The organism is Actinokineospora spheciospongiae (genome assembly GCF_003182415.1).
Lineage (GTDB): Bacteria > Actinomycetota > Actinomycetes > Mycobacteriales > Pseudonocardiaceae > Actinokineospora > Actinokineospora spheciospongiae.
Window position 1 is genome coordinate 293,539 of the sequence record NZ_QHCP01000004.1, and the last position, 25,553, is coordinate 319,091.

Annotated in this window: 19 protein-coding genes and 1 riboswitch; of the genes, 9 read left to right on the top strand and 10 right to left on the bottom strand. The window is 74.7% G+C overall.

Features of this window, described 5'->3' with window-relative positions; translation table 11 throughout:
• Positions 1 to 90: 90 nt before the first annotated feature.
• The 8 genes from DFQ13_RS12490 to DFQ13_RS12525 form a co-directional block, all read right to left on the bottom strand.
• Positions 91 to 639, bottom strand: a complete 549-nt coding sequence (locus DFQ13_RS12490; protein ID WP_110079897.1) for a DUF998 domain-containing protein — start codon at positions 637 to 639, stop codon at positions 91 to 93.
• Between the two features lie 135 nt (positions 640 to 774).
• A complete protein-coding gene (locus DFQ13_RS12495) occupies positions 775 to 1,539 on the bottom strand; it encodes a hypothetical protein (protein ID WP_146241202.1) in 765 nt (254 codons plus the stop codon).
• Positions 1,540 to 1,567: 28 nt separating this feature from the next.
• Positions 1,568 to 2,137, bottom strand: coding sequence for a S1 family peptidase (locus DFQ13_RS12500; RefSeq protein WP_325050926.1), 570 nt, complete (start codon positions 2,135 to 2,137; stop codon positions 1,568 to 1,570).
• Positions 2,138 to 2,567: 430 nt separating this feature from the next.
• The gene (locus DFQ13_RS12505; protein WP_035278038.1) at positions 2,568 to 3,335 is read right to left on the bottom strand and encodes an ABC transporter ATP-binding protein; all 768 of its coding nucleotides are present in this window, start codon (positions 3,333 to 3,335) and stop codon (positions 2,568 to 2,570) included.
• The gene (locus tag DFQ13_RS12510) at positions 3,332 to 4,360 is read right to left on the bottom strand and encodes a FecCD family ABC transporter permease (protein WP_110079899.1); all 1,029 of its coding nucleotides are present in this window, start codon (positions 4,358 to 4,360) and stop codon (positions 3,332 to 3,334) included. Before DFQ13_RS12510 ends, DFQ13_RS12505 begins: the two co-directional genes overlap by 4 nt.
• Entirely contained in the window at positions 4,357 to 5,238 is an 882-nt protein-coding gene (locus DFQ13_RS12515; protein ID WP_233438378.1) for an ABC transporter substrate-binding protein, read from the bottom strand. The genes DFQ13_RS12510 and DFQ13_RS12515 overlap by 4 nt, the downstream gene beginning before the upstream one ends.
• 196 nt (positions 5,239 to 5,434) lie before the next feature.
• Positions 5,435 to 5,578, bottom strand: a riboswitch (cobalamin riboswitch).
• A gap of 62 nt (positions 5,579 to 5,640) precedes the next feature.
• A complete protein-coding gene (locus DFQ13_RS12520) occupies positions 5,641 to 6,324 on the bottom strand; it encodes a response regulator transcription factor (RefSeq protein WP_110079900.1) in 684 nt (227 codons plus the stop codon).
• A complete protein-coding gene (locus tag DFQ13_RS12525; protein WP_146241203.1) occupies positions 6,317 to 8,251 on the bottom strand; it encodes a GAF domain-containing sensor histidine kinase in 1,935 nt (644 codons plus the stop codon). Before DFQ13_RS12525 ends, DFQ13_RS12520 begins: the two co-directional genes overlap by 8 nt.
• A gap of 187 nt (positions 8,252 to 8,438) precedes the next feature.
• Between DFQ13_RS12525 and DFQ13_RS12530 the strand changes: the two genes are divergently transcribed.
• From DFQ13_RS12530 to DFQ13_RS12545, 3 genes are all read left to right on the top strand, one after another.
• Complete coding sequence (locus DFQ13_RS12530; RefSeq protein ID WP_110079902.1) at positions 8,439 to 9,614, top strand: alpha/beta hydrolase; 1,176 nt, start codon at positions 8,439 to 8,441, stop codon at positions 9,612 to 9,614.
• Between the two features lie 315 nt (positions 9,615 to 9,929).
• Positions 9,930 to 10,145: a hypothetical protein gene (locus tag DFQ13_RS12535; protein ID WP_110079903.1), complete on the top strand. Its 216-nt coding sequence runs from the start codon at positions 9,930 to 9,932 to the stop codon at positions 10,143 to 10,145.
• 226 nt (positions 10,146 to 10,371) lie between these two features.
• Positions 10,372 to 10,875 (top strand): hypothetical protein, encoded by a 504-nt coding sequence (locus tag DFQ13_RS12545; RefSeq protein WP_146241204.1) that lies wholly within the window; start codon positions 10,372 to 10,374, stop codon positions 10,873 to 10,875.
• A 164-nt stretch (positions 10,876 to 11,039) separates the two neighbouring features.
• On the opposite strand, the gene DFQ13_RS12550 is transcribed toward DFQ13_RS12545, so the two are convergent.
• Positions 11,040 to 11,549, bottom strand: coding sequence for a sigma-70 family RNA polymerase sigma factor (locus tag DFQ13_RS12550; RefSeq protein WP_110079906.1), 510 nt, complete (start codon positions 11,547 to 11,549; stop codon positions 11,040 to 11,042).
• 313 nt (positions 11,550 to 11,862) lie between these two features.
• Here DFQ13_RS12550 and DFQ13_RS12555 point away from each other — a divergent pair, with 313 nt between their 5' ends.
• A complete protein-coding gene (locus DFQ13_RS12555; protein ID WP_146241205.1) occupies positions 11,863 to 12,099 on the top strand; it encodes a hypothetical protein in 237 nt (78 codons plus the stop codon).
• A gap of 46 nt (positions 12,100 to 12,145) precedes the next feature.
• Here DFQ13_RS12555 and DFQ13_RS12560 read toward each other — a convergent pair whose 3' ends face one another.
• Entirely contained in the window at positions 12,146 to 14,107 is a 1,962-nt protein-coding gene (locus tag DFQ13_RS12560; RefSeq protein ID WP_233438379.1) for an Hsp70 family protein, read from the bottom strand.
• A gap of 220 nt (positions 14,108 to 14,327) precedes the next feature.
• Here DFQ13_RS12560 and DFQ13_RS12565 point away from each other — a divergent pair, with 220 nt between their 5' ends.
• The 5 genes from DFQ13_RS12565 to mycP all read left to right on the top strand — a co-directional run bounded on the left by DFQ13_RS12565 (position 14,328) and on the right by mycP (position 24,836).
• Positions 14,328 to 16,940, top strand: coding sequence for a hypothetical protein (locus DFQ13_RS12565; protein ID WP_146241206.1), 2,613 nt, complete (start codon positions 14,328 to 14,330; stop codon positions 16,938 to 16,940).
• A gap of 23 nt (positions 16,941 to 16,963) precedes the next feature.
• Positions 16,964 to 17,509 (top strand): type VII secretion system-associated protein, encoded by a 546-nt coding sequence (locus tag DFQ13_RS12570; protein ID WP_110079909.1) that lies wholly within the window; start codon positions 16,964 to 16,966, stop codon positions 17,507 to 17,509.
• Between the two features lie 236 nt (positions 17,510 to 17,745).
• A complete protein-coding gene (locus DFQ13_RS12575; RefSeq protein ID WP_110079910.1) occupies positions 17,746 to 20,163 on the top strand; it encodes a right-handed parallel beta-helix repeat-containing protein in 2,418 nt (805 codons plus the stop codon).
• A gap of 117 nt (positions 20,164 to 20,280) precedes the next feature.
• A complete protein-coding gene (locus DFQ13_RS12580) occupies positions 20,281 to 23,598 on the top strand; it encodes a hypothetical protein (protein WP_146241207.1) in 3,318 nt (1,105 codons plus the stop codon).
• On the top strand, positions 23,598 to 24,836 hold the full coding sequence (gene mycP / locus DFQ13_RS12585) for a type VII secretion-associated serine protease mycosin (RefSeq protein WP_110079912.1): 1,239 nt from the start codon (positions 23,598 to 23,600) through the stop codon (positions 24,834 to 24,836). The genes DFQ13_RS12580 and mycP overlap by 1 nt, the downstream gene beginning before the upstream one ends.
• The last annotated feature ends 717 nt before the right edge of the window (positions 24,837 to 25,553 follow it).

A 25,553-nucleotide genomic window follows, 5' to 3' on the forward strand; every position in this document is an offset into this window, starting at 1 on the left:
CCCACCACGCGCCTCGCGGTCATCCACGGGGGCCGGTTCGGCGACAACGCGGGCCGCGGTCGCCCATTCTTGTCCACTGTGGATGGCGCATCACCGGTCGCGGTGCCCGCCGTCGCGGTGGGCGAGCACGGCGACGGCGGGCCAGAAGACCTGGGCGCCCGCGAGCACCCGTTCGGCGAGCCCGACCAGGTGATCGGCGTGCAACGACAGCCCGAACCCGGCCAGGCAGAGCAGGAACACCGCCGTCGCCGCCCACGAGGACCGGACACCCGGTGCGGCGGCGACCGCGGGCCAGATCGACAGCGCACCGAACGCGACGGCAGCCGCGACCTGGTGCCCCGCGGCGGGCTGGGGGAGCGCGGCGACCGCGGCGCTGGCCACCCCGGCCACCGCCAGCAGCACCCGCCCCGCCGGGCGGGCCCCGGTCAACCCGGCCGCGGTCACCACGTGGCAGGCACCGACCACCGCGAGCCCGGCGGTCATGATCCACCGGTTCGGCGCGTCCACCGCGGCCAGCGCGCTGATCGTGTCGCGCACCTGGTCGAAGTCGGGGCGCACGGCGGCGGCCGCGGTCCAGCCCCCGATCAGCGCCACCGGAGCGAGCAAGGACGACAGGACTGCCCACCTGCGCACGGTCATCCACCCATGCTCCCGCGAATCCTCGGCGACGGCCGCGTGGGACAACCCCCGGTCGGTCCTCCCCTGTCCAGAGGGGAGGACCGACCGGGGGCCACACCCGGGCACACCCACAAAACCCCGGCGCTTCGCAGGGCACTAGCGGATGGCGACCTGGTACTCGACGCCGCCGACATCGGTCAGCGCCGTGCTCGGCTGATCCGCACCGAGCGGGGCGAACTGGGTCACCCGGATGACGTGCGATCCCTTGCGGACGCTCGCCCCCAGGCCGAACTGGAGCTTCAGCTCCGGTCTGGTCCGCGGCGCCAGCAGCACGCCGAACAGCCTGGCCTGCTTGAAGTCGCCGACCTCGAAGCTGGTCGGGCCCACCTGCTTCAGACCGGCCGCCCGGCCGCCGCCTTCCCGCCACCGGGCGAACAGGTCGGGGCCGGGGACGTCCGGCCAGGGGATCACCACGGTGGTGGTGCCCGAGGCCGCGACGGACACCCCGAGGACGCCGCCGATGCTGGTCCAGTCCGCGCTCCAACCCGTGCCGCCGCCGGGCGTCGAGCGGTAGACGTCGAGGTTGCCGACGTCGGCGCCGGAACCGCGGGGGCCGGGGTTGTTCAGCTTGACGAAGATGTGGTTGACCGAGCCGACCTCGGGGTTCTGGCTGGTGGTGCACTCCACGGACGTCGGGCACACCTTGACGTCCGGGCTGGTCCAGACCGAGGCCGAGTGCGGCTCGACCCCGGTGTCGCCGACGTGGTCCCGGATGTAGACGTCGGTGGCGGCGGTGGTGCCGATGTCCGCCGCCCCCGCCGGGGACGCGCTGGACAGCAGCGGGGCGACCAGGGCCACCACCGCGGCGATCGTGCGACCGAGGGTCCGGGTGCGTCGCGGTCGTCGTCGACCGCGTCTCATGGAACTCCTTCCGTGCACGGGGACCGGGTCAGAGCGGCAGTCCCGTCACGCCCTGAATCCACGGCCGCAGCGCGGGCACGTCGACGTAGATCGACGGCGCCACCGCGCAGGCGGACCCGCCACCGGAGCGGCTGGTGGCCCCGACCAGGTGCCACGCCCCGCCGACCGTCTTGACCTGGGGGCCACCGGAGTCGCCGTAGCAGGCACCCGCGACCCCGCCCGGGTTGCTGGTGCAGATCTCGGTGGCGCCCACGATCCCCGCGCAGGAACCGTCGGCGACGATGGAGGTGTTCAACTGCTGCAACTGGACCGGCGCCCCGCAACCGCCCGGGGTCGGGCAGGTCTGGCCCCACCCCATGATCCGGGTGGAGGTGCCGACCGGACCGGAGGTCGCCGCGATGACGACCGGCAGGTAGGCGGACGGGACGGTGGTCAGCCCGATCACCGCCAGGTCGTTGGTCGGGTGCGTGGCCACGGACGTCACCGAGACCAGCGCTCCGCCGGAGGTGCGGTTGTTGCTGCCCACGCGCAACCGCATGCTGGAGGGCGACCTGCCCTGCACGCAGTGCCGGGCGGTGACGGCCCACCTCGGGTGCACGACGGAGGCACCGCAGAAGTGGCTGCCCGACAGGGTTTGCAGGGAACCCCGAGAACGAGTAGGCGGGGGCCGGGGTGCCGCCGACCACCTGGGGTGTCAGCACACCGCCGTCCGTCGGCGGGCTCGCGGCGGCCGTCGCGGGCACGGCCATCGAGGCGAACACGAGCGAGGTGGCCGCGAGCAGGGCAGCGGCCAGTGAACGCAACGTCATCGTTGCCGTTCCTTTCCTGGGTGACGGTCCCGAGACAGGGGCAGGACCGTTCACGGAACGTAGCTCCCCCAACTCGGAGCGCACAAGCTCTGCGCCGGAGGTTGCCTCATTCGGCAGATGGTGTGCCCTGCTCGTGGCACTGATCGGCGTATCGCCGCAGCCCATCGCCGGTGCGTCCGGGAGGACGATCCCCGCCCCCGTGGCAGGCGGGCCGGGTCGTCACCGGGCCGCGGTGCGGCGGAAGCGGACGTGCAGTTGCCCGTCCTCGGTGGAGACCACCGCGCGGACGCCGTAGACGTCCGCGATCAGGTCCTCGGTGAGCACGTCGACCGGCGCCCCCGCCACCACGACCCTCCCCGCTCGCAGGACCACCACGTGGTCGCAGAACATCGCCGCCAGGTTCAGGTCGTGCAGGGCCACCACGGTCGTCACCGGCAGCGTGGTGACCAGGTGCAGCAGGTCGAGCTGGTGGGCGATGTCGAGGTGGTTCGTCGGCTCGTCGAGCAGCAGCTCGCGGGGTTCCTGGGCCAGCGCCCTGGCAAGCTGGACCCGTTGCCGCTCGCCGCCGGAGAGCGTGTGCCAGGACTGCCCGCCGCGGTCGGCGAGGCCGGTGGCCGCCAGCGCCGAGCGCACCGCCGCGGTGTCCGCCGCGGACTCGCCCGCCCAGCCGCGCCGGTGCGGGATGCGGCCGAGCCGCACCACGTCGAGCACGCTGAGGTCCACCTGGGTGTCGACCTGCTGCTCGACCACGGCCAGCCTGCGCGCGACCACGCGCCGCGGCAGGTCGGCCAGGGGAGCGCCGTCGAGGGTGACCACGCCGCCGCCCGCGGGCAACAACCCCGCCAGCACCCGCAGCAGGGTCGACTTCCCGGCGCCGTTCGGCCCGAGCAGGCCGATGGTGGCCCCCGCCCGGCAGTCCACGGTGACCCCGTCGAGCACGAGGTGGCCACCGGCGGTGCGCACGACGCGGTCCGCGGCGAGGGTCATCGCCTGCTCCTGGTGCGGTAGAGGATGACCACGAAGGCCGGGACGCCGATCAGCGAGGTCAGCACGCCCACGGGGATCTCCTGCGGGTCGAGCGCGGACCGGGCGGCGGTGTCCACCCACACCAGGAAGATCGCCCCGCCCAGCGCCGAGGTGGGCAGCAGGCGGGCGTGCCCGGCCCCGGCCAGCGCCCGCGCGGCGTGCGGCAGCACCAACCCGACGAACCCGATGGCCCCCGACGAACTCACCAGCACCGCCGTGAGCAGGGCCGTCGCGCACAGCAGCACCACCCGCACCCGGGCGACCCGGATGCCGAGCGACGCCGCGGCGTCCTCCCCGAAGGCGAACGCGTCCAGGGTGCGGCCGTGGCCCAGGCACACCGCCAGCGCCACCGCCAGCACGGCCGCGCAGACGCCGACCTCGGTCCACGTCGCGCTCGACAGCGACCCCAGCAGCCAGAACAGCACGCCCCTGGTCGTCTCGGCGTCGGCCGAGGTGAGCACGATGAACGAGGTGAGCGCGGAGAACAACTGCATCGCCGCCACCCCGCAGAGCACCACCCGGTCCAACTGCCCGCCCAGCAGCCGACTCAGCACCAGCACCAGGGTGAACGCCAGGACCGCCCCCAGGAACGCCCCCGCCGACAGCGACACCGCACCGCCGCCGACCCCGAGGACGACGACCACCACCGCACCGGTCGAAGCCCCGGAGGACACGCCGAGCACGAACGGGTCGGCGAGCGGGTTGCGCAGCAACGACTGGAGCACGACCCCGCACACCGCGAGCCCGGCCCCGCACACGGCTGCCAGCAGCGTCCTGGGCAGCCGAAGGTGCCAGATGATGCTGTCGCGGATCGGCGAGAGCACCCGCTCCCCGCCGCCGAGGTGGGCCAAGACGGTGCGCCAGACCTCGCCCACCCCGATGTCGGCCGGGCCGATGGTGATCACCACCGCCGTCGAGGCGACCAGCAGCACCAGGCCCGCGGCGTACCGCAGGCCGGCCCGGGCGCGCGTGGGCGCCGCGCTCACCCGAGCGGCCCGAAGCCCCGCAGCGCCGCCGCGACCTTCTCCACGCCCTCGACGGTGCGCATGGTCGGGTTGAGCGCCTGCCCGCTCAGCGGCACGTACCGCCTGCCCTGCACGGCCCGCATCCGCGAGGTCACCGGGTTGGACTCCAAGAACGCGATCTTCGCCGCCGCCGTCTCCGCGGTCTGCGACTTGCGGGTCAGGTCCCCGATCACCAGCACCGCCGGGTCGCGCTCGGCCACGGTCTCCCAGTTGACCTGCGGCCACTCCGCGCGGGTGTCGTCGAAGACGTTCTTCGCCCCCAGCGCCCCGGTGATCACCCCCGGCGCCCCGCAGCACCCGGCCAGGTAGGGTGATTCGGAGTTGGCGAACCAGTACAGGATGCTGACCCCCGACGCGTCGAGGTCCCTGGTTGCGGTGTCGAGCCGCTCCCGCAACCCCGCCACGACCTGCTCTCCGCGTTCGGTGACGTCGAACAGCTCCGCCAGGTCCCGGATCTCGCGGAACACGTCGTCCATGGTCAGCGCCGTGGACCGCACCCCGTCCCCGTCGCCGCTGTTGTCCTTGGTGCCGCAGTCGGTGGGGGACAGGTAGGTGGTCACACCCAGCTCCTCGAACCGCTCCCGGGTCGCCACCCCACCGGTCCCGAGCACCGACTCGAACGAGGCGGCGACGAAGTCCGGCTCGACCGCCAGGACCCGCTCGAACGACGGCGCGTTGTCCGCCAGCCTCGGCACCTTCGCGTTCGCCTCGGCCAGCTCGGGCAGCACCGGGTCGGTCCAGGTCGCGGTGCCCACCATCCGGTCGGCCAACCCGAGCGCCAGCATGATCTCCGCGCTGCCCTGGTTCAGTGCCACCGCCCGCTTCGGCGGCTCGCTCACCCGGACAGTCCGCCCGCAGTTGTCCACCCCGGTGCCCTGACCGGCCGCGGTGTCCGCCCCACCCCCACCGCACCCGGCGACCGCCAGGACCGCGATACCCACCAGAACCCGAAACCGCCACGCTCCGCGCACGCCGAATCCTTCACCCTCGAGGGCCCCACGCGAGCCCAACCGCACGGTCGCCCACCCCGGCCGCAGGCCGGAGCGGGTGCCAGTGGGTAATCGGACTTGGAACGCTCGGAAGCCGTCCCTCACCGCTGCGCGTCAGTCCCGGTCTTGCACCGGAGTTCCCCCGCCCGAACCCGCTTCCACGGCCTCGGCTGGCCCGCGAAAGCTAACACAGTCCACATCCGCCGCGGCCCACCCGTCGCGGCGTGAAGCACCTCACACCCCCGGTGCGCCTCAGGTCGGCGGGTCGTGGCGGAGGTAGGTGAGCACGGCGGACACCCGGCGGTGCAGGGTGTCTTCCTCGCCGAGCCCCAGCTTGGCGAAGGTGGAGTGCCCGTGCTTCTCCACTGTGGACTCGGCGATCACCAGGGCGGCGGCGATGGCCCGGTTGTTGTGGCCCTGGGCCATGAGCCGCAGGACCTCGTACTCCCGCTTGGTCAACCGGGACAGGGGCGAGTCGGCGGCGCGGCTGTGACCGCGCAGGAGGATGTCGACCACCCGGGGATCGATGCTGGAGCGGCCCGCGCGGACCTCCTTGATCGCGCCGAGGAGGTGGTCGAGGTCGCCGACCCGCTCCTTGAGCAGGTAGGCGAGCCCCGCGGTCCCGTCGCGGAAGAGGGCGAAGACGTAGGACTCGTCGGCGTGCTGGGACAGGACGACCACCCCGGTGCCGGGGTGTTCGGCGCGGATGGTGTGCGCGGCGGTGATGCCCTCGGTGCGGTGGCCCGGCGGCATCCGGATGTCGGTGACCACCGCGTCCGGGCGGAGTTCGCCCACCGCGTGCAGCAGTTCCACCGCGTTGCCCACGGCGGCCACCACCTCGACCTCACCGGAGTCCTCCAGCAGCAGGCGGGTGCCCTCGCGGACCAGGTAGTGGTCCTCGGCGAGGACCACCCGGGTCGTCGGCCGCTCAGGCACCGCTCCTCCTAACCGGCAGCCGGACCCGCACGGTGGCACCCGCACCCGGTGCGCTGGTGGCCACCAGCGCACCGCCCACCGCGTCCACCCGGTCGCGGAGCCCGGTCAGCCGCACCTCGCCGCTGAAACCGACACCGTCGTCGGTGACCTCGATGTCGAGCAGGTCGGCGCAGCCGCTGAGGCGGATCGTCGCCCGGGTGGCCTCGGCGTGCTTGAGGACGTTGGTGAGCGCTTCGGAGATGAGGAAGTACGCGGCCTCTTCCACGTCCGGGACGAACCTGGAACCGGTCACCTCCGGTCCCGCGTGGACGGTGACCGGGATCGGGGCCCGCCGCGCCCGCGAGCGCACCGCGGCGGCCAGGCCCTGGTCGGTCAACTCCGGCGGGTGGATGCCGTGGGCCAGCTCCCGGACCTCGGCGATCACCCGGTAGACGTCCTCCTGCACCTCATCGAGCATGGCGTCCACCCGGTCGGGGTCGCGCCGCAGTTGGTTGCGGGCCAGGCGCAGCCGCGTGACCATGGCGACCAGGTCCTGCTGCACCCCGTCGTGCAGTTGCCCCTGGACCCGGCGCCGCTCGGCGTTCTGCGCCTGCACGATCCGCGCCCGGGACGCCTCCAGCTCCCCGGCCTGCTCCTCGACCCGCGCCACGTGCGCCGAGAGCTGCGCGGCCAACCCGAGGTTGTGCACGGCCAGCGCGGTCTGCCGCGCCAGCGTCTGCACCAGCGCCCGCTCCGACGGCGTCAGCGCGCCCTCCACCTTCGGGCCGCACTCGATCGACCCGACCACGGTGTGCCGGTGGCACAGGGTCACCGCCAGCGCAGGTTCCTCGGCCTTCCCGGGTACCCCAGCCATGTCGACGGCCCGGTTCGGTGTCTCCAGGGTGACTCGCGCCCACCGCAGGTCGAATGCCTCCGCCACCGTGCGCGCCAGTTCGGCCGCCAGTGCGGACGGGTGGAACACCTGCTCCAACGTGGCGCCGAACCGGACCAGCAGCTCCTGCCCGCTCGGCCGGTGGCCGTACACCCGGGCCGCGGCGATCCTGGTCAACCGCGCTCGGACCGGCTCGGCCGCCACGGTGGCCGCCACGGCCACCAGCACCACCAGACCGCCCGGCAGGTACGCGCTCGCGGTCAGGCTCAACCCGGCCACCGCCCCGACGTACCAGAGGGCGATGAACACCCAGGACAACCGGTACCTGGTCGACCGGCGCACCGCCACGTCCGCGCCCAGCATCCGGTACCGGACCACGGCCACCACCAGCGCGGCGGGCACCACCACCGTGTCGACCAAGACCACCACCACGGTCGTCACCACGTCCTGCGGTCGCACCCAGCTCGCCAGCACCAGCGGCGCCACCACCGCGACAGCGGTCAGCAGCACCACGCCCAGCATCCACCGCAACTCCGAGCGCTCATCCCGGGGCAGGAGCCGGTACCGCACCCCCAGCAGCACCGGCCCCAGCAGGAACACCCACATCCCGACCGGAACGGGACCGAGCGGCAGCCGCGTCTCCGTCGCCGCCAGCACCGCGTCAATGGGCACCAGCAGCCACAGCGCGGGCAGCACCACGCGCTCGTGCGCGAACCGCCGCCGACCGTCCGGCAGCGACGCCAGCAGGTGCACCACCCGCACGACGAGGGTTGTCATCAGCACACCGAACACAACCCTCGGTGCCGTGGGCCCCGAACCGGGACCGCCGATCACCTCGGGCACGGCGAACGCGAAGGCGATCACCACCGCGAACAGCGCGCCCGAGACCACCAGGCGACGCGCCACCGGGTGCTCCGGGGCGTGCCACCACACGAACACACCCACCACGTGCCACGGCAACGGCCCGGCGACCGCGATCACCACCGCCAGCGGCCCCAGGGACCGCCCCAAGACCACCGCGCACAGCACGGCGAGCCCACCCAGCACGACGGGCACCCACATCCAGGGTGTCCGCCCGCGTTCTCTGACCATGACCGAATCGTCCCGCACGGCGGCCCGGCCCGACCAGCCGACTTCCTCCCTCTTCCTATGGAGAAAACCTCCAGTCGACACTCAAGCCACCCTGGTGTCCACAAGCGCGAGCACACGCCACGGTTGAACCACGACAACGAGAGGACACACCATGCCACGCCAAATCCCGGGAGCCGCGGTGCTCGCCGCCGCTCTCGTCCTGGGGGCGACCCCGGCCCAGGCCACCCCCGCCGACCCGCTGCACCTGCCCGCACCCACCGGCCGCCACCACGTCGGCGTCACCACCCTGCACCTGGTCGACCCCGCCAGGGCCGACCCGTGGCCCGACGCCGCGGGCAGCCCCAGGGAGTTGGTGGTCAGCGTGTTCTACCCGGCCACCGCCGTGCGCGACCACCCGGTCGCACCCCACCTGAGCCCCGGCACCGCGGCCGGGTTCGGCGCCGTCGCCCCCTTCTACCTGCCGGGCATCCCCGCAACCGGGGTCGACTGGGCGGCGACGCGCACCCACGCGCACACCGACGCCCCGGCGCGGGCGGTGCGGGCGCCGGTCGTGCTCTACAGCCCGGGCCTCGCCGATCCGCGCTCACTCGGCACGGTCGTGGCGGAGGAACTGGCCAGCCGGGGAGCGGTGGTGGTGACCGTGGACCACCCGGGAGAAACCAGCGCCGTGGAATTCCCCGGCGGCCGGGTGCGCACGATCGCCCTGCCGGGCGACCCCCGCACCAGCCCCGCGCTGTACCGGAGCCTGGTCGACACGCGGCTCGCCGACACCCGCTTCGTGCTCGACCAGGTCGAATCCCTGGCCCGGGGGCACAACCCGGACGCCGAGGGCCACCCGCTGCCACCCGGCCTCGACCGCGCCCTCGATGTCCGCCACCTGAGCATCCACGGACAGGGCCTGGGCGGCACCACCGCCACCGAAGCACTCCACGAAGACCCGCGCCTGGACGCCGCGGTGAACCTCGACGGCTACCTGGACTACCCGCCCGACACCGCAGGCACCCCCGGCGACCTGCTGCCCGCCGCCCGCGACGGAGTCACCAAGCCACTCCTGCTCGTCGGCTCGGAGGGCTTCCGCGACGAACGGCTGGACCGGTCCTGGTCGGCGCTGCTGGCCCACAACGGCCCGGCCGCCCGAACACAGGTCGACGGCGCCGCACACTGGGGCCTGACCGACCTCGGCGCCCTGGTGCCACAACTGCAAGCCCGCGGGCTCGTCACAGCGGCCGACCGGGAACGCCTCGTCGGCAACCTGCCACCGCGGTGGGCCGTGACCCTGCTGCGCGGGCACGTCGTCGATTTCCTCGCGCGCTGGGCAGGTTGCTGACGTTGTCGACACCTTCGAGTGGGTTTCCCGGTTCCACTGGCCAGCACGCCGCCATGAGCGCACAGCCGCCCACTTTCGTGGATTCGTCCGGCTGACTTGCGCGGTGATCTGCTATCGCCGAGCCATCAAGCTGGACCTGTTCACCCACAACAACATGAATGAGATGTGGTTTTGGCGCCAAGGAGAATGAAGTGAGCAGAGGCGCTGCGATCCATCGCAATGTCCTCAGTGGAGAGCGACTGCGGCCGAGTCTCCGCCCGCGCTCTGGTCCGCTAGCTGGAGATCCGGGAACTGCTCGCGGTCGGTGCCGAGGTCGTGGGAGAGGAGGCGATCATCGCCCAGCACGGCTGGGCTCACCTGGCCCTGGTGGTGGTGACGACGGGCGCGGTGCTGCGGGAGGTCGGTGCTGATCTCATCGCCGTGGTGGCGACGGCGCTGGGCACGGCCGCGCTGCTGCGCGATGCCGGGGCACCGCCCTGTTACGCCGCGCCGCGCTCGACAAGCGCCGGGCCGACTACCTCCTGCCGCTGAGGGTTTCCATGCAGGCGGTGGCGACCGGTGGCCACTTCGCACTGGCCGAACCCGGTGTTGTCGCTACCCCGGATTTCGCCGAGAACGGTTTGGTGGTGGCGATCCTCGGCGGGGTGGCGGTGCGCACGGGTGTGGCGGCAGGGCAGGTCAAGGTCGGCTTGGACGTGTTCGCCGAACCGCCGTCCGAGGTCGCCCCGGCGGTCTGGGACGAGGTGGTGGAGGTCAGTTGGACGGCGAAGGCCGGGTTCGCCACGCTCATCGGTGGCCGCAGGACTGCCGCACCCCGCCGTGGCCGGGGCCGTACCGGGTCGGGGCGCACGTCCGCGGTCGGGACGGTGACGACGTGGAGGGGCACCGCCTGGTGGTGTGGGTGGCACCCGCCGCGCCGTCGATCGTCCACAAGCGGATCGATCGGCTCGGGCACCGCCTGCGCGGGGAGCCCGAACCGCCGGGCGTGACCGCGCCGGAGGCAGCGTTCCGCTGGGTGCACCAGGGTCGGTTGTCCGTGGCGGCCACCATCACCTCGGTCATCGGGCTGACACCGGACGAGGTCGTGCGGGCCTTCGGTGTCGATCCCGGGCCCGCTGTCGTTGGAGGAGTGCCAGGACGGCGTCGATTGGTGCCCGCGCTCGCTGTCCGGGAATGCGGGGACGTGGTGGTCGCGGTCGAGGTGGACGGGTTTCGCGGATCGGACGAGGCGGTGCTGCGACGTCGTCTTCCGCGCCCCTGAGTGCGGTCGTGAAACGGGTTTGCCTGGACCTCGGCTTCGCCCACGACGAGGACGGTCTGGTCGACCTGGCCACCGCGCCGCCCGCCGTCATCGCGGGGGTCTGCGGTCTGTCCGCCGCCGACGCCCTGACGGCGGGTCGGCGCGGTCGGATCGGGTGGGTGCCCTCAGGCGGCTTCGAGGGCGGGAACGGTGGTGCGCAGGGTGCGGAGGGCGTTGTGGACGCGGCTCTTGACGGTGCCCACGGGGACCCGGAGGGCGACGGCGGCGCCCGCGGTGCTGCGGTCGGCCAGGTAGACCTCGGCGAGGGTGGCCCGGTGGGCGGTGGGCAGGGACCGCAGGACGTCCGCGACGAACAGGCGGTCGACGACCTCGTCGGCGCGTTCGGGGGTGGCGGTGGGGTCGGTGGCGGGCATCTCGACCTCGGCGGGGCGGGCGGCGCGGGCGCGGTGCTGGTCGACGGCGATGTTGTGGGCGACGCGCTTGAGCCAGCCGCGGACGGAGCCCTGGTCGTCGGTGAGGCGGGTGAGGTTGCGCCAGGCGCGCAGCCAGGTCTCCTGCACGACGTCCTCGGCGCGGTGGCGGTCGCCGCCGGTGAGGCGGGTGGTGTGGGCGAGGAGGGCGGGGCCGTGGGCGCGGACGATCTCGTCGAGCAGAGTGCTGGCGGTGGTGGTCATCGTGTGTCTCCCCTGGTGTCCGGCCCGTTTCGGCGTTGGGAGAAGACTCGCGGAAATCGCCGGGGAGTTCGGTGGGACCAGCCCTCCGGCCCCGGGGGTGAGCCCGCCGATTTCCGGCGGGGCTGCCCCGGCCCCGGGTAGGGGAATCCCCACTCCGACGGCAATCGGACCAGGTCAAGACGGTGCGGCCCCGCACAAGGCGACCGGTGGCAACCCGCCGGGCCCGTCAACCCCATCCGGGGACCGCGAACCCGTGGCGGCCCGCGGCCCGTGTGCCGGGCGTATCGCTCCCGACGAGATCGGACGGGTCCTGATGTCCACATTGCACACTTGGTTGCCCACCCCGGCCCGCGAGGTGCCCGCCGACCGCGACACCGACCAGTTGACCGAGCTGGCCGCGCTGGCCGCGCTGACCGAGGTGCTCGCCGACGTCGACGAGCGGCAGCACTTCCTGGACTACCTCGGCGGCGCGGAGCCCGCCCACCTCGACCACTACCGCGTGAGCGCGACCCCGCTCGCGGAGCAGGACTCCCTGTGGCGGGCGAGCTGACCCGCGAGTGGCCCGGCCCCGGGTGACGGGGCGACGACTCCGACAGCTATTCCCGACCGCCGCAGTCCAGCGCGTCCGGTTCATCGGCCGCGCCCGGCGTCCACCGGACGTTCGCCACCGACATGTCCAGTGCCTCTTCGGTGTAGAGCAGCATGAACGTGTCCACGTGCTTCGGGTCGAGCCCGTCGGCGACGAAGCACGAGATCGGGATTCGCACGGTCGTCTTCCGGCCCGGGGGCAGGTCGTTGAGCAGCGACGTCAACTCCACCTGACCCCCGCACGGGTACTCGCAGTGCACCGCGACGGAGGCCCACGAGGTGGGCGGGCTGTGCACCACGGCGTCGAACACCAGCGCGGCGTCGTCGTCCAGGTACGCGCTCATGTCCCGGAACCCGGGGTCCTGGAAGTAGAGTTGGGCCGGGCCCCGGCCCGTCCAGGTGGCGCGCAGGCCGTCCGCCCCGCCCACCTTGTCCGGCCCCACCCTGATCTCGGTGTGCTCGGCGGCCCGCCTCCCGCCGAGGTAGGTGCCGTCCCAGTTCTCCTCGGAGCCGATGATGCTCCGGAACGGGGACACGTCGGAGCCGTCGTAGACCTTGACCTCCGGGATGCCCGGGGTGGCCTGCGAGGCGGGTGGCGCGTCGGCCCGCGCGGTGGTCGGGGCGACCGGAGGGGGACCGGCGATGACCTGCGAGGTGCTCGCGGCGATCTGCGGCGCGGGGGTCGTGGCGGCCGCCGACGTGGTCGTGGTCGGCGGCACGGGCGAGGCGAGCGCGCCGCCCTGGGGCGGGGTCGGGGTGTCTTCCCCGCCGCCGATCAGGGTCGCGGTGGTGGCCGCCGCGACCAGCAGCACCGCCGCCGCTGCCGCCGCGGGCACCAGCCACTTCGGCCTGCCGCTCGTGGGCCCGGGGAGCGGGGTGTCGGACGGCGGGACGACCGCGGCGGGCTGCTCGGCCGCCGGGGTGCGCGAGACCGCGGCCGCGCCGAGGGCCACGGTGAACTTCGGGTGCAGGCCCAACCGGACCGGTCTGCCGAAGGCCTCCGAGACCATCTGCGTCACCAGCGGGATGCGCGACGACCCGCCCGCGAGCAGGACGGCGGCGAGGTCGTCGGCCTTGAGCCCGGCGGAGGTGATGGTGCGGTCCAGGGCCTCGGTGGTCAGCGCGACGGCGGGGCGGATCATCTCGTTGAACTCGATCCGCGACACGAGCAGTTCCCGCCCGCCGCCGGGCAGGGGCACCTGGAGCAGGACGTCCGGTTCGGTGGAGAGTTCTTCCTTGGCCCGCACGCACAGGGCGCGGATCGCCGCCAGCGCCGCCGCGGCCTCGGGGTCGGCGGGGTCGAGTGCGCTGACCGCGCCGTCGAGGCGGGTGTCGACGTGGGCGAGCAGCGCCTCGTCGAAGTCCATGCCGCCGAGTCGTTCGATGCCCTCGGGGGTGCCCAGGATCTCCATGCCACCGGCGGTGGCCCGCAGGATGGTCGTGTCGAAGGTGCCGCCGCCGAGGTCGTAGACCGCGACCAGCTCCCCGTCGCCGAGCCTGCGCTCCACCGAGTAGTGCGTGGCCGCGGCCTCGGGTTCGGTGATGATCCGCGCCCCGGACAGCCCGGCCAGGCGCGGCACCTCGTCGAAGTGCTCGCGCCGGTACGGGCCCCACACGGCCGGGCAGGTCAGCACCACCGACTCGGGCGCCTCGCCCTCCTGGGCGGTGACGGCGGCGACGACGTCGCGTAGCTGCGCGGCCAGCAGGGCGGCGGGGGAGTAGGCGGCACCGCCGATGACCAGGGGCGTGGGGTCGCCGAGCCTGCGCTTGTGGCCGCGCGAGAGCCGCACGGGGTCGGTCGCCTCGGCCTCGGCTGCCTCGCCGGTGACCAGGGTGCCGTCCGCCCGCGCGTACACCAGCGACGGGCTGATGCCGTCCTGCCCCAGCGGGACGATCCGCGTGCCCGATTCCCGGGCGACCGCGGCCGCGGTGAAGGTCGTGCCGAGATCAATGCCGAGCCCGTAGCCCACTGCCGCATTCCCCTTGCGTCTGTGCTCTGCCTGGCCGTTCCCGGGCTCATCGTCTCGTCGGGGAGCCCCGCGCGTCCCGCTCCGACCGGAACGCAGACCGGATCGTAATCCTGTTGTCTTGCGAGTGGGGAAGGCAGGTGAACCTGGCGGGCTCCCCGGTCCGTGGAGGGGGTAGAGCAACCCCGCCCCGCGCCCACCGGGGTCGACCGGAAGGGACCCGATGTCGCTGCTGGCCAGACTCCGCACCCGGCACCAGGAGCACGTCGACTTCGCCGCCACCCCGGTCGGGCACGCGCTGGTGCTGCACGCGCCCGGGGGCATCGGCGACGTCGCGCGGGCGGTGGCCCCGGCCCTGCCCGCCGACGTCGACCGCGACCTGGTGGTCGCCGACCTGCCCTCCGCCGCGACCGCGACCAGGTTCGCGCTGGTCGCCGCGTTGCCCCGAGGTCCCCGCGGCATCCGCCTGGTGCTCACCGGGACCCCGGTGGGTTCCCCGGCCGACGCGGCGCGCTGGTTCTCGGCGCGGCTCGACCGCCCGGTCGTGGTCGCCGCGGAGCCGCTGCCGCGCGGGGCCACCGCGGTGCTGCTCGTCGGGGCGGGCCGTGACGGCGGGTGGGCGGGTTTCCCCCGGTCGGCGGACTTCGCGTCGGTCGTGGCGCGCAGCCGCGCCCCCGGTGAACCCGAGACGGCCGAACCGCTCCCGGCGGGTGTGTGGCTGCGCCCCGACGGGGAGCCCCGCTGGCTGGCGGTCAACCGCGCCGAGCTGACCGGCACCGTGCCCGAGGTCCCCGGGACGCTCACCCTGGTCCTCGGCGGCCAGCACCTGCCCCCGCTCACCCTCGACGCGGTCGCCCGGTTCTGGTCCACCCTCACCGCGGCCGACCGCGCCCGGGCCCGCTTCGCCCGCTACGGCTCGGTGCGGCTGCCCGCCGGGCACGACCTCGGCCAGGCCCTCGCCGACGTCCTCGGCGAGGAGGTCGCCTGCTACAACGGCATCCCCGCGGGCGACCCGGGCGCACCGCGCGTGCGCACCGTCCAGCCGAACGGTTCACTGGGCTGGGACACCTTCGCCCAGTTGTTCTCCCACCTCCCGCACGAACCGGGCGCGGAGCCCGCGGCACCCCGGCTGCGCGGGCACCGGGCGCCGGTGGACGGGCTCGACGAGGTCACCCCCGGGGTGTACCGGTGGGAGCCGGACGCGGTGGTGGAGGTCGTGCGCGCCGGGCTCTGGGTGCGTTCCCCGGAGGAACCCGCACACGCCGCCGCGGTCCGCGCGGCACCGGTCGACCCGGCCGCGCACCAGCTCTTCCACGACGCGGACGACCGGGTGCGCGAGCTGGCCCGCGCGGTCGCCGAGCAGCTCGACGTGCAGATCCGCCTGGTCAACCGCGTGGTCCCCGCCCCGACCGAACGCGCCGCGCCGGAATCGGAGAACCCGGCCGACGAGAGCGCCCCGGCGGTGCCCGCCGAGGTCGACCTGCCGTGGCTCGCCCAGCTCATCCGGACCGACTCGACGCCCACCGCGCCGCAGCCCCCGGTCACCGCCGCGCGGGCAGGTCGGTTCGTCCGCGCCGTCGGCCCGGCGCCCGCTGTGGCGGCGGTCGCGGAGACCGTGGTCCTGGCCCACCCCCGCCGCCCCCAGCCGGTCGAGGACCTGGCACCGCCCGCCGACCCGGTGGGGGAGCCCGACGACGGGCTGATCGGCAAGATCCTCCGCGGCGTGCTCGCCCCCGTGCCCGCCGCCATCCACCTGCCCGAAGCGGACGGCGAGCGGCCCGCCGAACCGCTGGACCCCGCCGCCGACGAGGTCTGGGAACCGGTCACCGGTCACCTCACCGAGCCGCCGACCGAGCACGCGCCCCCGGACGCCGACCGGGTCGAGCCGGTGGCCGCCCCGGAGGGCGCCGAGACCGAGCCGGTGGCGGCCCCCGAGGACACCGAGGTCGCGCCGGTGGTGTCCCCCGAGGGCACCGGGATCGGGCCTGCTGACCTGGAGCACGCCGGGATCGAGCCGGTGGCGAGCCCAGCAGGTGCCGGAATCGAGGTGGCGACCGCTGAGGCCGAGCCGGTGGTGCAACCGGAGGGCGCTGACGTCGAGCCGGGGGGTGAGCGGGCGTGGGTTCGAGCCACTTGGGCCGCGGAATTCGCCGCCGCCGAGTCCACCGCGTCCGTGCTGGCCCGCCACCCCAAGCTCACCGACCCGGCCGCCCCCGAGGACTCGCTCACCGACGCGGCCGCCCTCCGGCTGTACCTGGCCGGTGGCGCCGACGACCTCGACCCGGCGCTGCGCGACGCCTCGGGAGCGCCGGTGCTCCGCCTCGGCCGCTGCGCCGCGTCCGCCGCCGCGCGGTTGCCCGTCCACCGGGGCGGCACCGTGACGACCCTGTCCCTGACGCCCGCGCAGTGGGAGTCCTACCGCGAGCGGGAGGTCGTGGTCGAGCCGGGTTTCCTGCACCTGCTGGCCGCCCCGTGCGCCGCGCAGCGCGGTGAGGTCGACCTGCTGGTGTGGTCGATGACCGGCAGGCGCACGGCACCGCTGGAACCGGCGGAGGACGCGGTGACCGACCGGGTGCTGTTCCTGCCGGGAACCCGGTTCAAGGTGCTCGACCTCAGCGAACCCGCGGCGGGGGAGCGCGGTCGCATCGTGCTGCGCGAACTGTCCCCGGCCGAGGTCGACGCCGACGGCGGGGCCGAGTCGAACCGGTCGTCGCTGGACCGCTTCGCCCACACCTCGCTGGAGCGCGCGGTCGACCGCTGGGCGCGCCAGGAGCCGCGCGAGCGGGTCCCGGCCGCCGCCGCGGACCGCTTCCGGCTGCTGCCCGGCCTGAGCTGAACCCGAACCGCGAAGGGAATCCCGTGACGACGACACCCGCCGAGCCCGTGGAGGACGGGCTGCTGCTGCTCATCGACAACGAGTGGCGCTCCACGGCCGCCGAACCCGACCCCCCGGTGTCCGCCGTGCTCGGCGCCTGGCCGGTGACCGACGGCACCCGGGGCAGGTTCCAACCCAACCCCGTCTACCAGCCCTCCTCACCGGACTCCCCGCTCGACCCGGTGGACGCGGTGCTGCGCGAGGCCGCCCGCGGCGGTTCCGCCGACGAGTTGCCCGCCCTGCTGCGCGACGCCGTGCTCGGCATCGCCGTGGACGAGGAGGGCAACGCGGTCGTCGGCCCCACCCCCGACGGCGCCCACGCGGTCCTGGTGACCACCGCGCCCGGCCACCGGCCGGGGGTGGACGCCCCCCACTGGTTCCCGGTGGACGTGCGGCAGCTCGCCGAATCGCTGCCCGAACAGGGGATCGACGTCCTGCTCAACCCCGGCGGTCCCGCCGCCATGCGAATGCCCGCCGAGGTCGTCCGGTCGATCGCGGCGGTTGACCGCGAAGCGGACCAGGGGCGGTAACCGCCGGTGGGGCGGCGCGACCGGTGCACGGGCGCACACCGCTCGCCGGACCGGTGAACCAAACCGGACCGGCGGCACGTGGAGGTGTTGTCGGCCCGGTGACGGAGGCCCGCCCGCGAGGGTCCCTCCCCGTCGAGACCGAGGAGCACCGCACCCGGCCGGGTCCGGTGCGCGGCCGAAGGCAGTCCGGAGCGCGCGAGTCCCGGGCACCACAGCGGAGCGGAGGAGAACCGATCGTGAGTCGGAACGTCGTGCTGGTCTCCCAGACCCCCGGTCGCGGCCACCGCAGCATCGGTGACGCCGTGTCGAGCGCGCCCGACGGCGCCGTCATCCTCGTCGGCCCCGGTCGCTACAGCGAGAACCTGGTCATCACCCGGCCCGTCACCATCACCGCCGAGGACGGCCCCGGCACGGTGCGCCTGGTGGCCACCACCGGCGTCGCCGTCGCACTCGGCGCCGACTCCGCCGCCCTGTCCGGGCTGGTCGTGGTCGCCGCCGACGCCGACAGCCCCGCGGTGCTCGTCGGCGGCGGGCAGCTCGACCTCACCGAGTGCTCGCTGGCCGCGTCGAGCTGGGCCACCGTGTTCGCCCGCGACGACGGCAGCGTGGTCATGCGCGACTGCGAGATCCGCAACGCGGTCGGCGCCGGGGTCGTGGTCACCTCCCCGCGCGGCGGGGTGCTCGACACCTGCCGCTTCGTCGACCTGGGCACCTCCGCGGTCGTCGTGGCCGACGACGGCGCCCTGCTGATGCGGGCGTGCTCGGTGGACACCGCCGCGGGCAACGGCATCTGCCTCAACGGCCGCGGCAGGCTCACCGTCGAGGACACCACCGTCTCCGGCACGGGCAAACCCGCCGTGGCCGTCGAGCAGCAGGCCGTGCTCACCGCGTCGCGCCTGTCGGTGACCGGCGTCGCCGCCATCGGCTTCTACCTGGCCAGCAGCGACCAGGTCCTGCTGGAGGACTGCACGGTGGAGCGCGCGGGCGGCGAAGGCGTGTTCGTCGCCGAGGCGTGCGCGCCGGTGCTGCGCGGCTGCACCGTGCGCGGCACCCGCGGCCGCGGCCTGTACTTCGGCGGCCGCGCCGCGGGCAGCGTCTCCGACTGCGCCGTCGCCGACGTCGACGGCGTCGGCGTCGCGGTCAGCGGGCGCAGCGTCACCGAGTTCGACCGCACCACCGTCTCCGGCTGCTCCGCCACCGGGGTCCTGCTCGACGACGGCGCCGACCCGCTGCTGCGCCGCCTGCGCGTCGTCGGCTGCGACGGCGACGCCATCGAGATCGCGGGCGGAGCCCGGGGCACCCTGGAGAACGTCGAGGTCGACGGCGGGCGCGGCGCGGGCCTGGTGGTCACCGGCGGCGCCCGGCCCTCGGTCAGCGGGCTGGGCGTGCGCCGGACCGCTGCCGCGGGCGTCCGGGTGCAGGAGGCGGCGCTGGCGCTGGTCGACTCCGCAGTGGAGGCCGCGGGCGCCGAGGGTGTGCACGCGGGCGCGGGCGCGGACGTCTCCGTGCTGCGGTGCCGGGTGCACGGCAGCGAGGGCGCGGGCTGCCTGTTCGCCGAGGGCTCCTCTGGGTCGGTCGTGGACTCGGAGTTCTCCTCCGGCGCGGGCGACGGCATCCGGGTCGACACCGAGGAATCGGTGCGGGTCTCCGGCTGCACGGTGCGCGACAACCGCGGCAGCGGCGTCCGCCAGACCCGGCCCGGCTCGGCCATCGAGGTCCTCGACGTGATCAGCGGCGGCAACCGCACCCCCGACGCCTTCGGCACCGCGGCCACCGCCGACGCGCCCCCGCCCGAGGCCGACGCCCCGAGGCAGCGGGCCGCCGCCGGGTCCGACCCGCTGGTGGAGTTGCAGAACCTCGTCGGCCTGGCCGGGGTCAAGAGCGAGGTCACCTCGCTGGTCAACCTCAACAAGATGGCCAAGCGCCGCCAGGACGCGGGCCTGTCGGCCCCGCCGATGGCCCGGCACCTGGTGTTCGCGGGCGCCCCCGGCACCGGCAAGACGACCGTCGCCCGCCTCTACGGCCAGATCCTCGCCCAGCTCGGCGTGCTCGCCAAGGGGCACCTGGTCGAGGTGGCCCGCGCCGACCTGGTCGCGCAGATCATCGGCGGCACCGCGATCAAGACCACCGAGGCGTTCACCAGCGCCCTCGGCGGGGTGCTGTTCATCGACGAGGCGTACACGCTGAGCCAGGGCGGCGGCGGCAGCGGCCCCGACTTCGGCCGCGAGGCGATCGACACCCTGGTCAAGCTGATGGAGGACCGACGCGACGAAATCGTGGTCATCGCCGCGGGCTACTCCAAGGAGATGGCGGGCTTCCTGGCGGCCAACCCCGGCATGGAGTCGCGGTTCAGCCGCACCATCGAGTTCGCCAACTACACCGCGGAGGAACTGGTGACCATCGTGCAGTCGCAGTGCGCGCGACACGACTACCGGCTCGACGAGGAAGTCGTCAACGCCCTGCTGCGGTACTTCGAGGACATCCCGAAGGACGGCACGTTCGGCAACGGCCGCACCGCCCGCCGGGTGTTCGAGCGGATGACCGACCGCCAGGCCTCCCGCCTGGCCACGAGCACCACCGCCGACTCGGTGGACCTCACCCTGCTCACGGTCGAGGACCTGGAAGCGGTCGCCCGACCGGCCCCCGCGTCCTAGGACCGGCACGCGACCGCCGCGGCGAAGTCATCGCCCCCGCGTCGGGGACGGTGCCGGGCGGGGAAGAGGGGGTGGGTGGCGGGAGAAATGGACACAGTTTCAACGGCGGGAGTGATGATGCACCGGCTTTTCGCACAAGAGGCGCTCGACGCGCTCGTCGCCGAGCCGATCGGCGCGCACGTGCTGCTCCGCCACCGCGACGAGGGCGCCCACGGCCACGACCCGGTGCTGCACCGGGTGCCCGCCGTGGCGGGGCAGTTGCTCGTGGTGGTCTCCGAGCAGGCCCGCCAGGAGAAGACCCTGGCCCGGTTGCTGCCCACCCTGCTGCGCTCGGTCCTCGCCGACGTCCGGGCGACGTCGCTGTGGCTCGGACTGCCCGGTCTCGCGGGCCACCCGGCGGCCCAGCGGCTGGCCCGCGAACTCGGCGTCGACGTCATCGCCCCGGACGGCCCCCTGGCCACCGGACCCGCCGTCCTGTACGCGGGCCACGGCACCGGCGCCTCCGGCTGGTGGCGCGTCCGCGCCGGTGCGGACCCCGAGTACGCGGGCCCGCGCTGGCCCGCCGCACCGTGGGAATCGGTGCTGCCCACCACCCCGGTCACCGTCGCCGACCTCGTCGTCGAACCCGTGCCCGCGGGCATCCTGGTGCGCGCCGGGAGCCCCGAACCGGTCCACGCCACCGACCCCGCCTTCACCGTGGTCGGCGACCACCGCTTCCCGAGGATGGTCGTCGGCGGCGGCGACACCGTCCCCACCCCGGCATCCGTCGCGTCGGTGCTGCTCAGGTTGGGGACGATCCGGGCGGTGCTGGTCCCGGCCGTGCCGGAGGTCTGCTCATCGGCCTGGCAGCGCGACCTGGCCGCCAAGGCGGGCGCGGACGTCCTGTTCACCACCGGGATGCCGGTCGACACCACCTCCACGGTCGTCCCGGCCGCCGACGGCAACCCCGGGTTCCGCCCGTTCCCCACCCTGCTGCGCCAGCTCACCAACGGTGGCGGGCAGCAGGTCGTGGAGATCGCCCCCGCACCCCGGGGCTGGGTGCGCCACGGCGTCCGCGCCTACCGCCCACTCGACGGCGTGCCCGCGGGCGTGGTCGCCGAGGTGGTCCCCTCCGGCCTGGTCCTGCACTCGTCCACCGCGGGCGCCGCCCCCGACCCGCTGCCCTTCGACCCCACCCGCTGGTTCCTGCACCTCGGCAACCCCGGCGAACCGGTCGACCTGCCCATGCTCACCGCCGCCGACGACCTGCTGGGCGCCCTCGACCCCGACCAGCGGGCCGCCGCCCGCATCCGCGTCCTCGGCACCCTCGACGCCCACGCCGCAGCCACCCTCACCCGCGTCCGCGCCGACCACGACCAACGCCCGGCAGACCACGCGCCCCCCGCCGAGCCGACCCCCGAGGCCCGCCCGCAGACCGCGCCCCCCTCGCCCGGTGCCGGGACGATGCCGCCGGTGTTCGCCACGACCGCGAGCGGCCCGCGCTCCGGGACGGCGGACCTGCCCCCCGCCCCCGCCGTACCGGCGACCGTGTCCGGCCCGGTTGCCTGCGCAGAGGCGACCATCCGCTTCCGCCCGATCACCGCCTCCACGCCCACCCCTCCCCACCAGACCCCCGACAACCCCCACCGCCCGGCAGCGGCGACCGACGAACCGAATTCCCCGGCCCGCCCCACCACCGCGACCGGCCCGGCGCCCTCGCTCCCGCCCTTCTCGACCCCGGCGGCAAGTCCCGCTCCGGCGACCGGACCGGATTCCTCGTCTCAGCCGATCCCCACTCCGACGGACCCCGCGACCACGACCGGCCCGATGCCTCCTGCCCAGCCGCGCCCCACCCCGGCAGCGGACCCGGTCACAGCACCCGGCCCGACACCTTCGCCCCGGCCGCTGCCCACCTCGGTGGACCCTGCTGCGGCGATCGGTCCGATGCCTGCCGCACAGCCGCTCCCGATCCCTGTGGTGGGCTCCGCTCCGGCGACCGCTCCGGCGCCTTCGCTCCGCCCGCTTCCCACCCCGGTCTCGGCTGCGCCGCTGGATCTACCCACCCCGGCTGAGGCCGCCCCCGTCAGTCCTGTCCCGGCCGCGCCCGCTGCTGCCGAGCCGGTTCCGCCGCGCGAGCCGCTCGGATCGATCCACTCCGAAACTGCTCCGGTCGAGGCGGTTGAGCCGCGTGCGGTTCTCGATCCGGGTGGGTCGATCCCCGTGGTGCCCGGTGCCGCCGGCCGCGAGCCCGCCGAGGCCACTCCGGTTCAGTCCACTTCGGACTCCGCAGTCCCTGGGGCCGTTCCGGGGTCGGAGTTCCGGTCTGCCGCCGAGCGTGATGCGGCACCCGCGGTGGATGCCCGGTCGGTCGAGCAGGGTGGTGCTGTGCCGTCGCGGCCGTCGGTTGTCTCGTACTCCGCGCCGCCGATCGTCACCACGTCGTCGTCGCCGGTGCCCACGGTTTCCGGGCCTGCGGAGCGCGTCGACGAGTTGCCCGCGCCGGTGCGGGTCGAGCCCGTGGTGACCACCGAGCCCGACGCGCCGGTCGAGGTCGCTGCGCCGGTTGAGCCGGTCGAGCCCGCGGCGCCGGTCGGAGCGGTGCGGGAGGCCGGTTCGGAGGCGGTGGCCGCGGTGGTGCCGCTGGTGCTGGCGGACCGGTCCAGTTCGGCGGCCGAGCAGGCGCGGTTCGCCGCGTCGGCGGGTGAGTTGTTCGGGGAGGCATTGGCGACGGTGAACGCGGCGTTGGCCACCTGGCCGTCGCTGCGGCAGGGTGGGGCCGCCGGGATCAAGGCCGACTACGTGGCGGTGTGCCTGTACCTCGGGCGGGGACCGCTGGCCGGTACCGAGCTGAACCAGGCTGTGCGGGCCGGTGACGGGGCCGAACTCACCGGCCTGCTGCCGTGCCTGGTCTCCGGCATCCGCAGGTTGCCCGTCCACCGCCGCGCGGTGCTGCGCCAGGGCAGGCTGGGGTCCGCGGAGCACGAGGCCGCCCCGGGGGTGGTGCTGACCGAACCGGGGTTCCTCAGCGCCAGCATGGACCTCGACGTGACCGTGCCCGGTGCGGACCTCGACGTGCTGATCTGGCCCGCGACCGCGCGCCGGACCTCCGAGCTGCTGGTCAACCGCCCGGTGGGTGAGGCGGTGTTCGCCGCCGCGGGCCGGTTCAAGGCGCTGGCGGTGCGCACCGCGGAGGGGGAGGAGGACCCCGAGCGCGAGGGCCCCGCCGCGCCCCGGGTCGCCGCGCTGTTCCGCGAACTCGCCCCCGGCGAGCTGCCGACCACGACCGACCTCGACGAACAGGACCTCGCCGTGCTCGCCAAGCTCGACCGCGTGCTCGCCCGCAGGCAGCGGGCCCCCCTCCGGCTGGTGGACGACCCGGAGGCGGCGGCCCGGCTGACCTCGTCGCTCGTGCGGTGGCAGCACGCGAGCGCCGACCGCACCGCGGTGGGTGCCTGATGCGCGCCCTGCGGTGCGCGCTGGCCGCCGGGCTGGCCACCGTCCTGCTGGCCCCGACCGCCTCCGCCCAGCAGTCCGTCCCCGCCCTGCCCGCCACGAGCGACGCCTGCCTGCCCGCGCCCCAGGGCAGCGCCACCGACGTGCCGTGGGCGCAGAAGCAACTGGCCCCGCAGCGGGTGTGGCCGGTCACCCGGGGTGCCGGTGTCGTCGTCGCGGTCGTCGACACCGGGGTGGACTCCTCGGTCCCGCAGCTCTCCGGCGGCCGCGTGCTGCCCGGCATCGACGTGATCACCCCGGGCGGCGGCCGAGCCGACAGCGACTGCTACGGCCACGGCACGTTCCTCGCGGGCATCATCGCGGCCCGCACCGAGACGGGCACGGGTTTCGCGGGCGTGGCACCGGACGCCACGATCCTGCCGGTCCGCGTCGCCACCTCCGCCGAGAAGGACAAACCCGGCGCCCTGACCCCCACGGGCATGGCCCGCGGCATCCGGGCAGCCGTCGACGCGGGCGCCCGCGTCATCAACGTCTCGGCCAGCACCACCGCCCCCTCAGCCGAACTGGCCGCCGCGATCGACCACGCCGCGGCGAAGGACGTGGTCGTGGTCGCCTCAGCATCCAACGGCGCCCGCGACGGCGACCCGGTGACGTACCCGGCGTCCTACCCCACCGTGGTCGCGGTGGGCGCCGTCGACGCCGCGGGCGCCCGCGCGGACTTCTCCCAAACCGGCCCCTACCTGTCCCTGGTCGCCCCCGGGGTGGACGTGGTCAGCACCGGCCCGAAGGGCCCCGGCCACTGGCAGGGCAGCGGCACCAGCTACGCCGCCCCGTTCGTCGCGGGCACCGCCGCCCTGGTCCGCGCCTACCGCCCCACCCTGACCGCGGCACAGGTCAAGCACCGCCTGGAGGCCACCGCCAACCACCCGGCCGCCGCCCTGCCCGACCCCGGCCTCGGCTGGGGCACGGTCAACCCGATGGCCGCGGTCACCGCCGTCCTCCCGGCCGAGGGCGGCGCCCCGGCAGGCCCCCTCGTCGCACCCCCCGCGGCCCAACCACCCGTGGCCGCACCGCACGACGAACTCGGCCCGGTGCTCGCGGGCGTGGGCGTGACCGCTGTGGCACTGCTGGTCCCCGCCATGGTGCTGGCGTCCCGCCTGATGTCCGCAGGCCGAGGCCGCCGCTGGCGCCGCGCCAGGATCGTCCAGGTGGTGCCCTCCCGCCCGGCGAAGACGGGCTGATCCCGCAGCCTGACCGGCCAGCCGCTCCAACGACCCGAGGGGGCACCGCGACAGCGGTGCCCCCTCGCGGTGCCCCACCCCGGGCACCTGGTGGTTGCCAACAAGACCTGCCCGCAAGGCAGCCGATCACCCCACCAACCGCCAGCCCAGCCACCAGCCACTGACCACCACCGGCGCAGCCGCCCACCACCCCACAAACCACAGGCCCGACGGCCAGCCCCCGAACCTCACGGCCGCAGCCGCGAACCGCCAGCCCGGCAACCGCCAGCCCGGCAACCAGCCACCCGAACCCCACCAGGCGCAGCAACAACCAGCCACCCCCCGAACCTACGGCCCGACCACCAGCCGCGCCGAACTCCATCGGCGCAGCCGCCGACCACCCCGAGAACCGTTGGCCCGGCGGGCGAATGCCCGGGTGGGTGGAGGTCCTGAACGCAGGCCGACCACTCCAAAAACCGACAGCCCGGCGAGCCAACTGCCCGGGTGGGTGGATGTGTTTGGCCGGGGGTGGCGATCATGTGACAGCCTGCCTGGGCGGTGGGGCATCTTTTCAGCCCCACCCGGTCACACTGGAGCACATGATCGCCATAGGGGCCCCGGCCAAACACATCCACCCAGCCGGGCACCCCACACAAAGCCCCGGGCTTTGAACCAGGGAATAGCCGAGCACATCCACCCAGCCGGGCACCACAGCGAAAAGACCGGGCTTTGAACCGG

What these genes read in the sequence shown, in the direction of transcription:
- DFQ13_RS12580 (WP_146241207.1), top strand. Translation starts at nt 20,281, where the DNA reads ATGCACCGGCTTTTCGCACAAGAGGCGCTCGACGCGCTCGTCGCCGAG.
- DFQ13_RS12495 (WP_146241202.1), bottom strand. Translation starts at nt 1,539, where the DNA reads ATGAGACGCGGTCGACGACGACCGCGACGCACCCGGACCCTCGGTCGC.
- DFQ13_RS12550 (WP_110079906.1), bottom strand. Translation starts at nt 11,549, where the DNA reads ATGACCACCACCGCCAGCACTCTGCTCGACGAGATCGTCCGCGCCCAC.
- DFQ13_RS12490 (WP_110079897.1), bottom strand. Translation starts at nt 639, where the DNA reads ATGACCGTGCGCAGGTGGGCAGTCCTGTCGTCCTTGCTCGCTCCGGTG.
- DFQ13_RS12565 (WP_146241206.1), top strand. Translation starts at nt 14,328, where the DNA reads ATGTCGCTGCTGGCCAGACTCCGCACCCGGCACCAGGAGCACGTCGAC.
- DFQ13_RS12505 (WP_035278038.1), bottom strand. Translation starts at nt 3,335, where the DNA reads ATGACCCTCGCCGCGGACCGCGTCGTGCGCACCGCCGGTGGCCACCTC.
- mycP (WP_110079912.1), top strand. Translation starts at nt 23,598, where the DNA reads ATGCGCGCCCTGCGGTGCGCGCTGGCCGCCGGGCTGGCCACCGTCCTG.
- DFQ13_RS12555 (WP_146241205.1), top strand. Translation starts at nt 11,863, where the DNA reads ATGTCCACATTGCACACTTGGTTGCCCACCCCGGCCCGCGAGGTGCCC.
- DFQ13_RS12530 (WP_110079902.1), top strand. Translation starts at nt 8,439, where the DNA reads ATGCCACGCCAAATCCCGGGAGCCGCGGTGCTCGCCGCCGCTCTCGTC.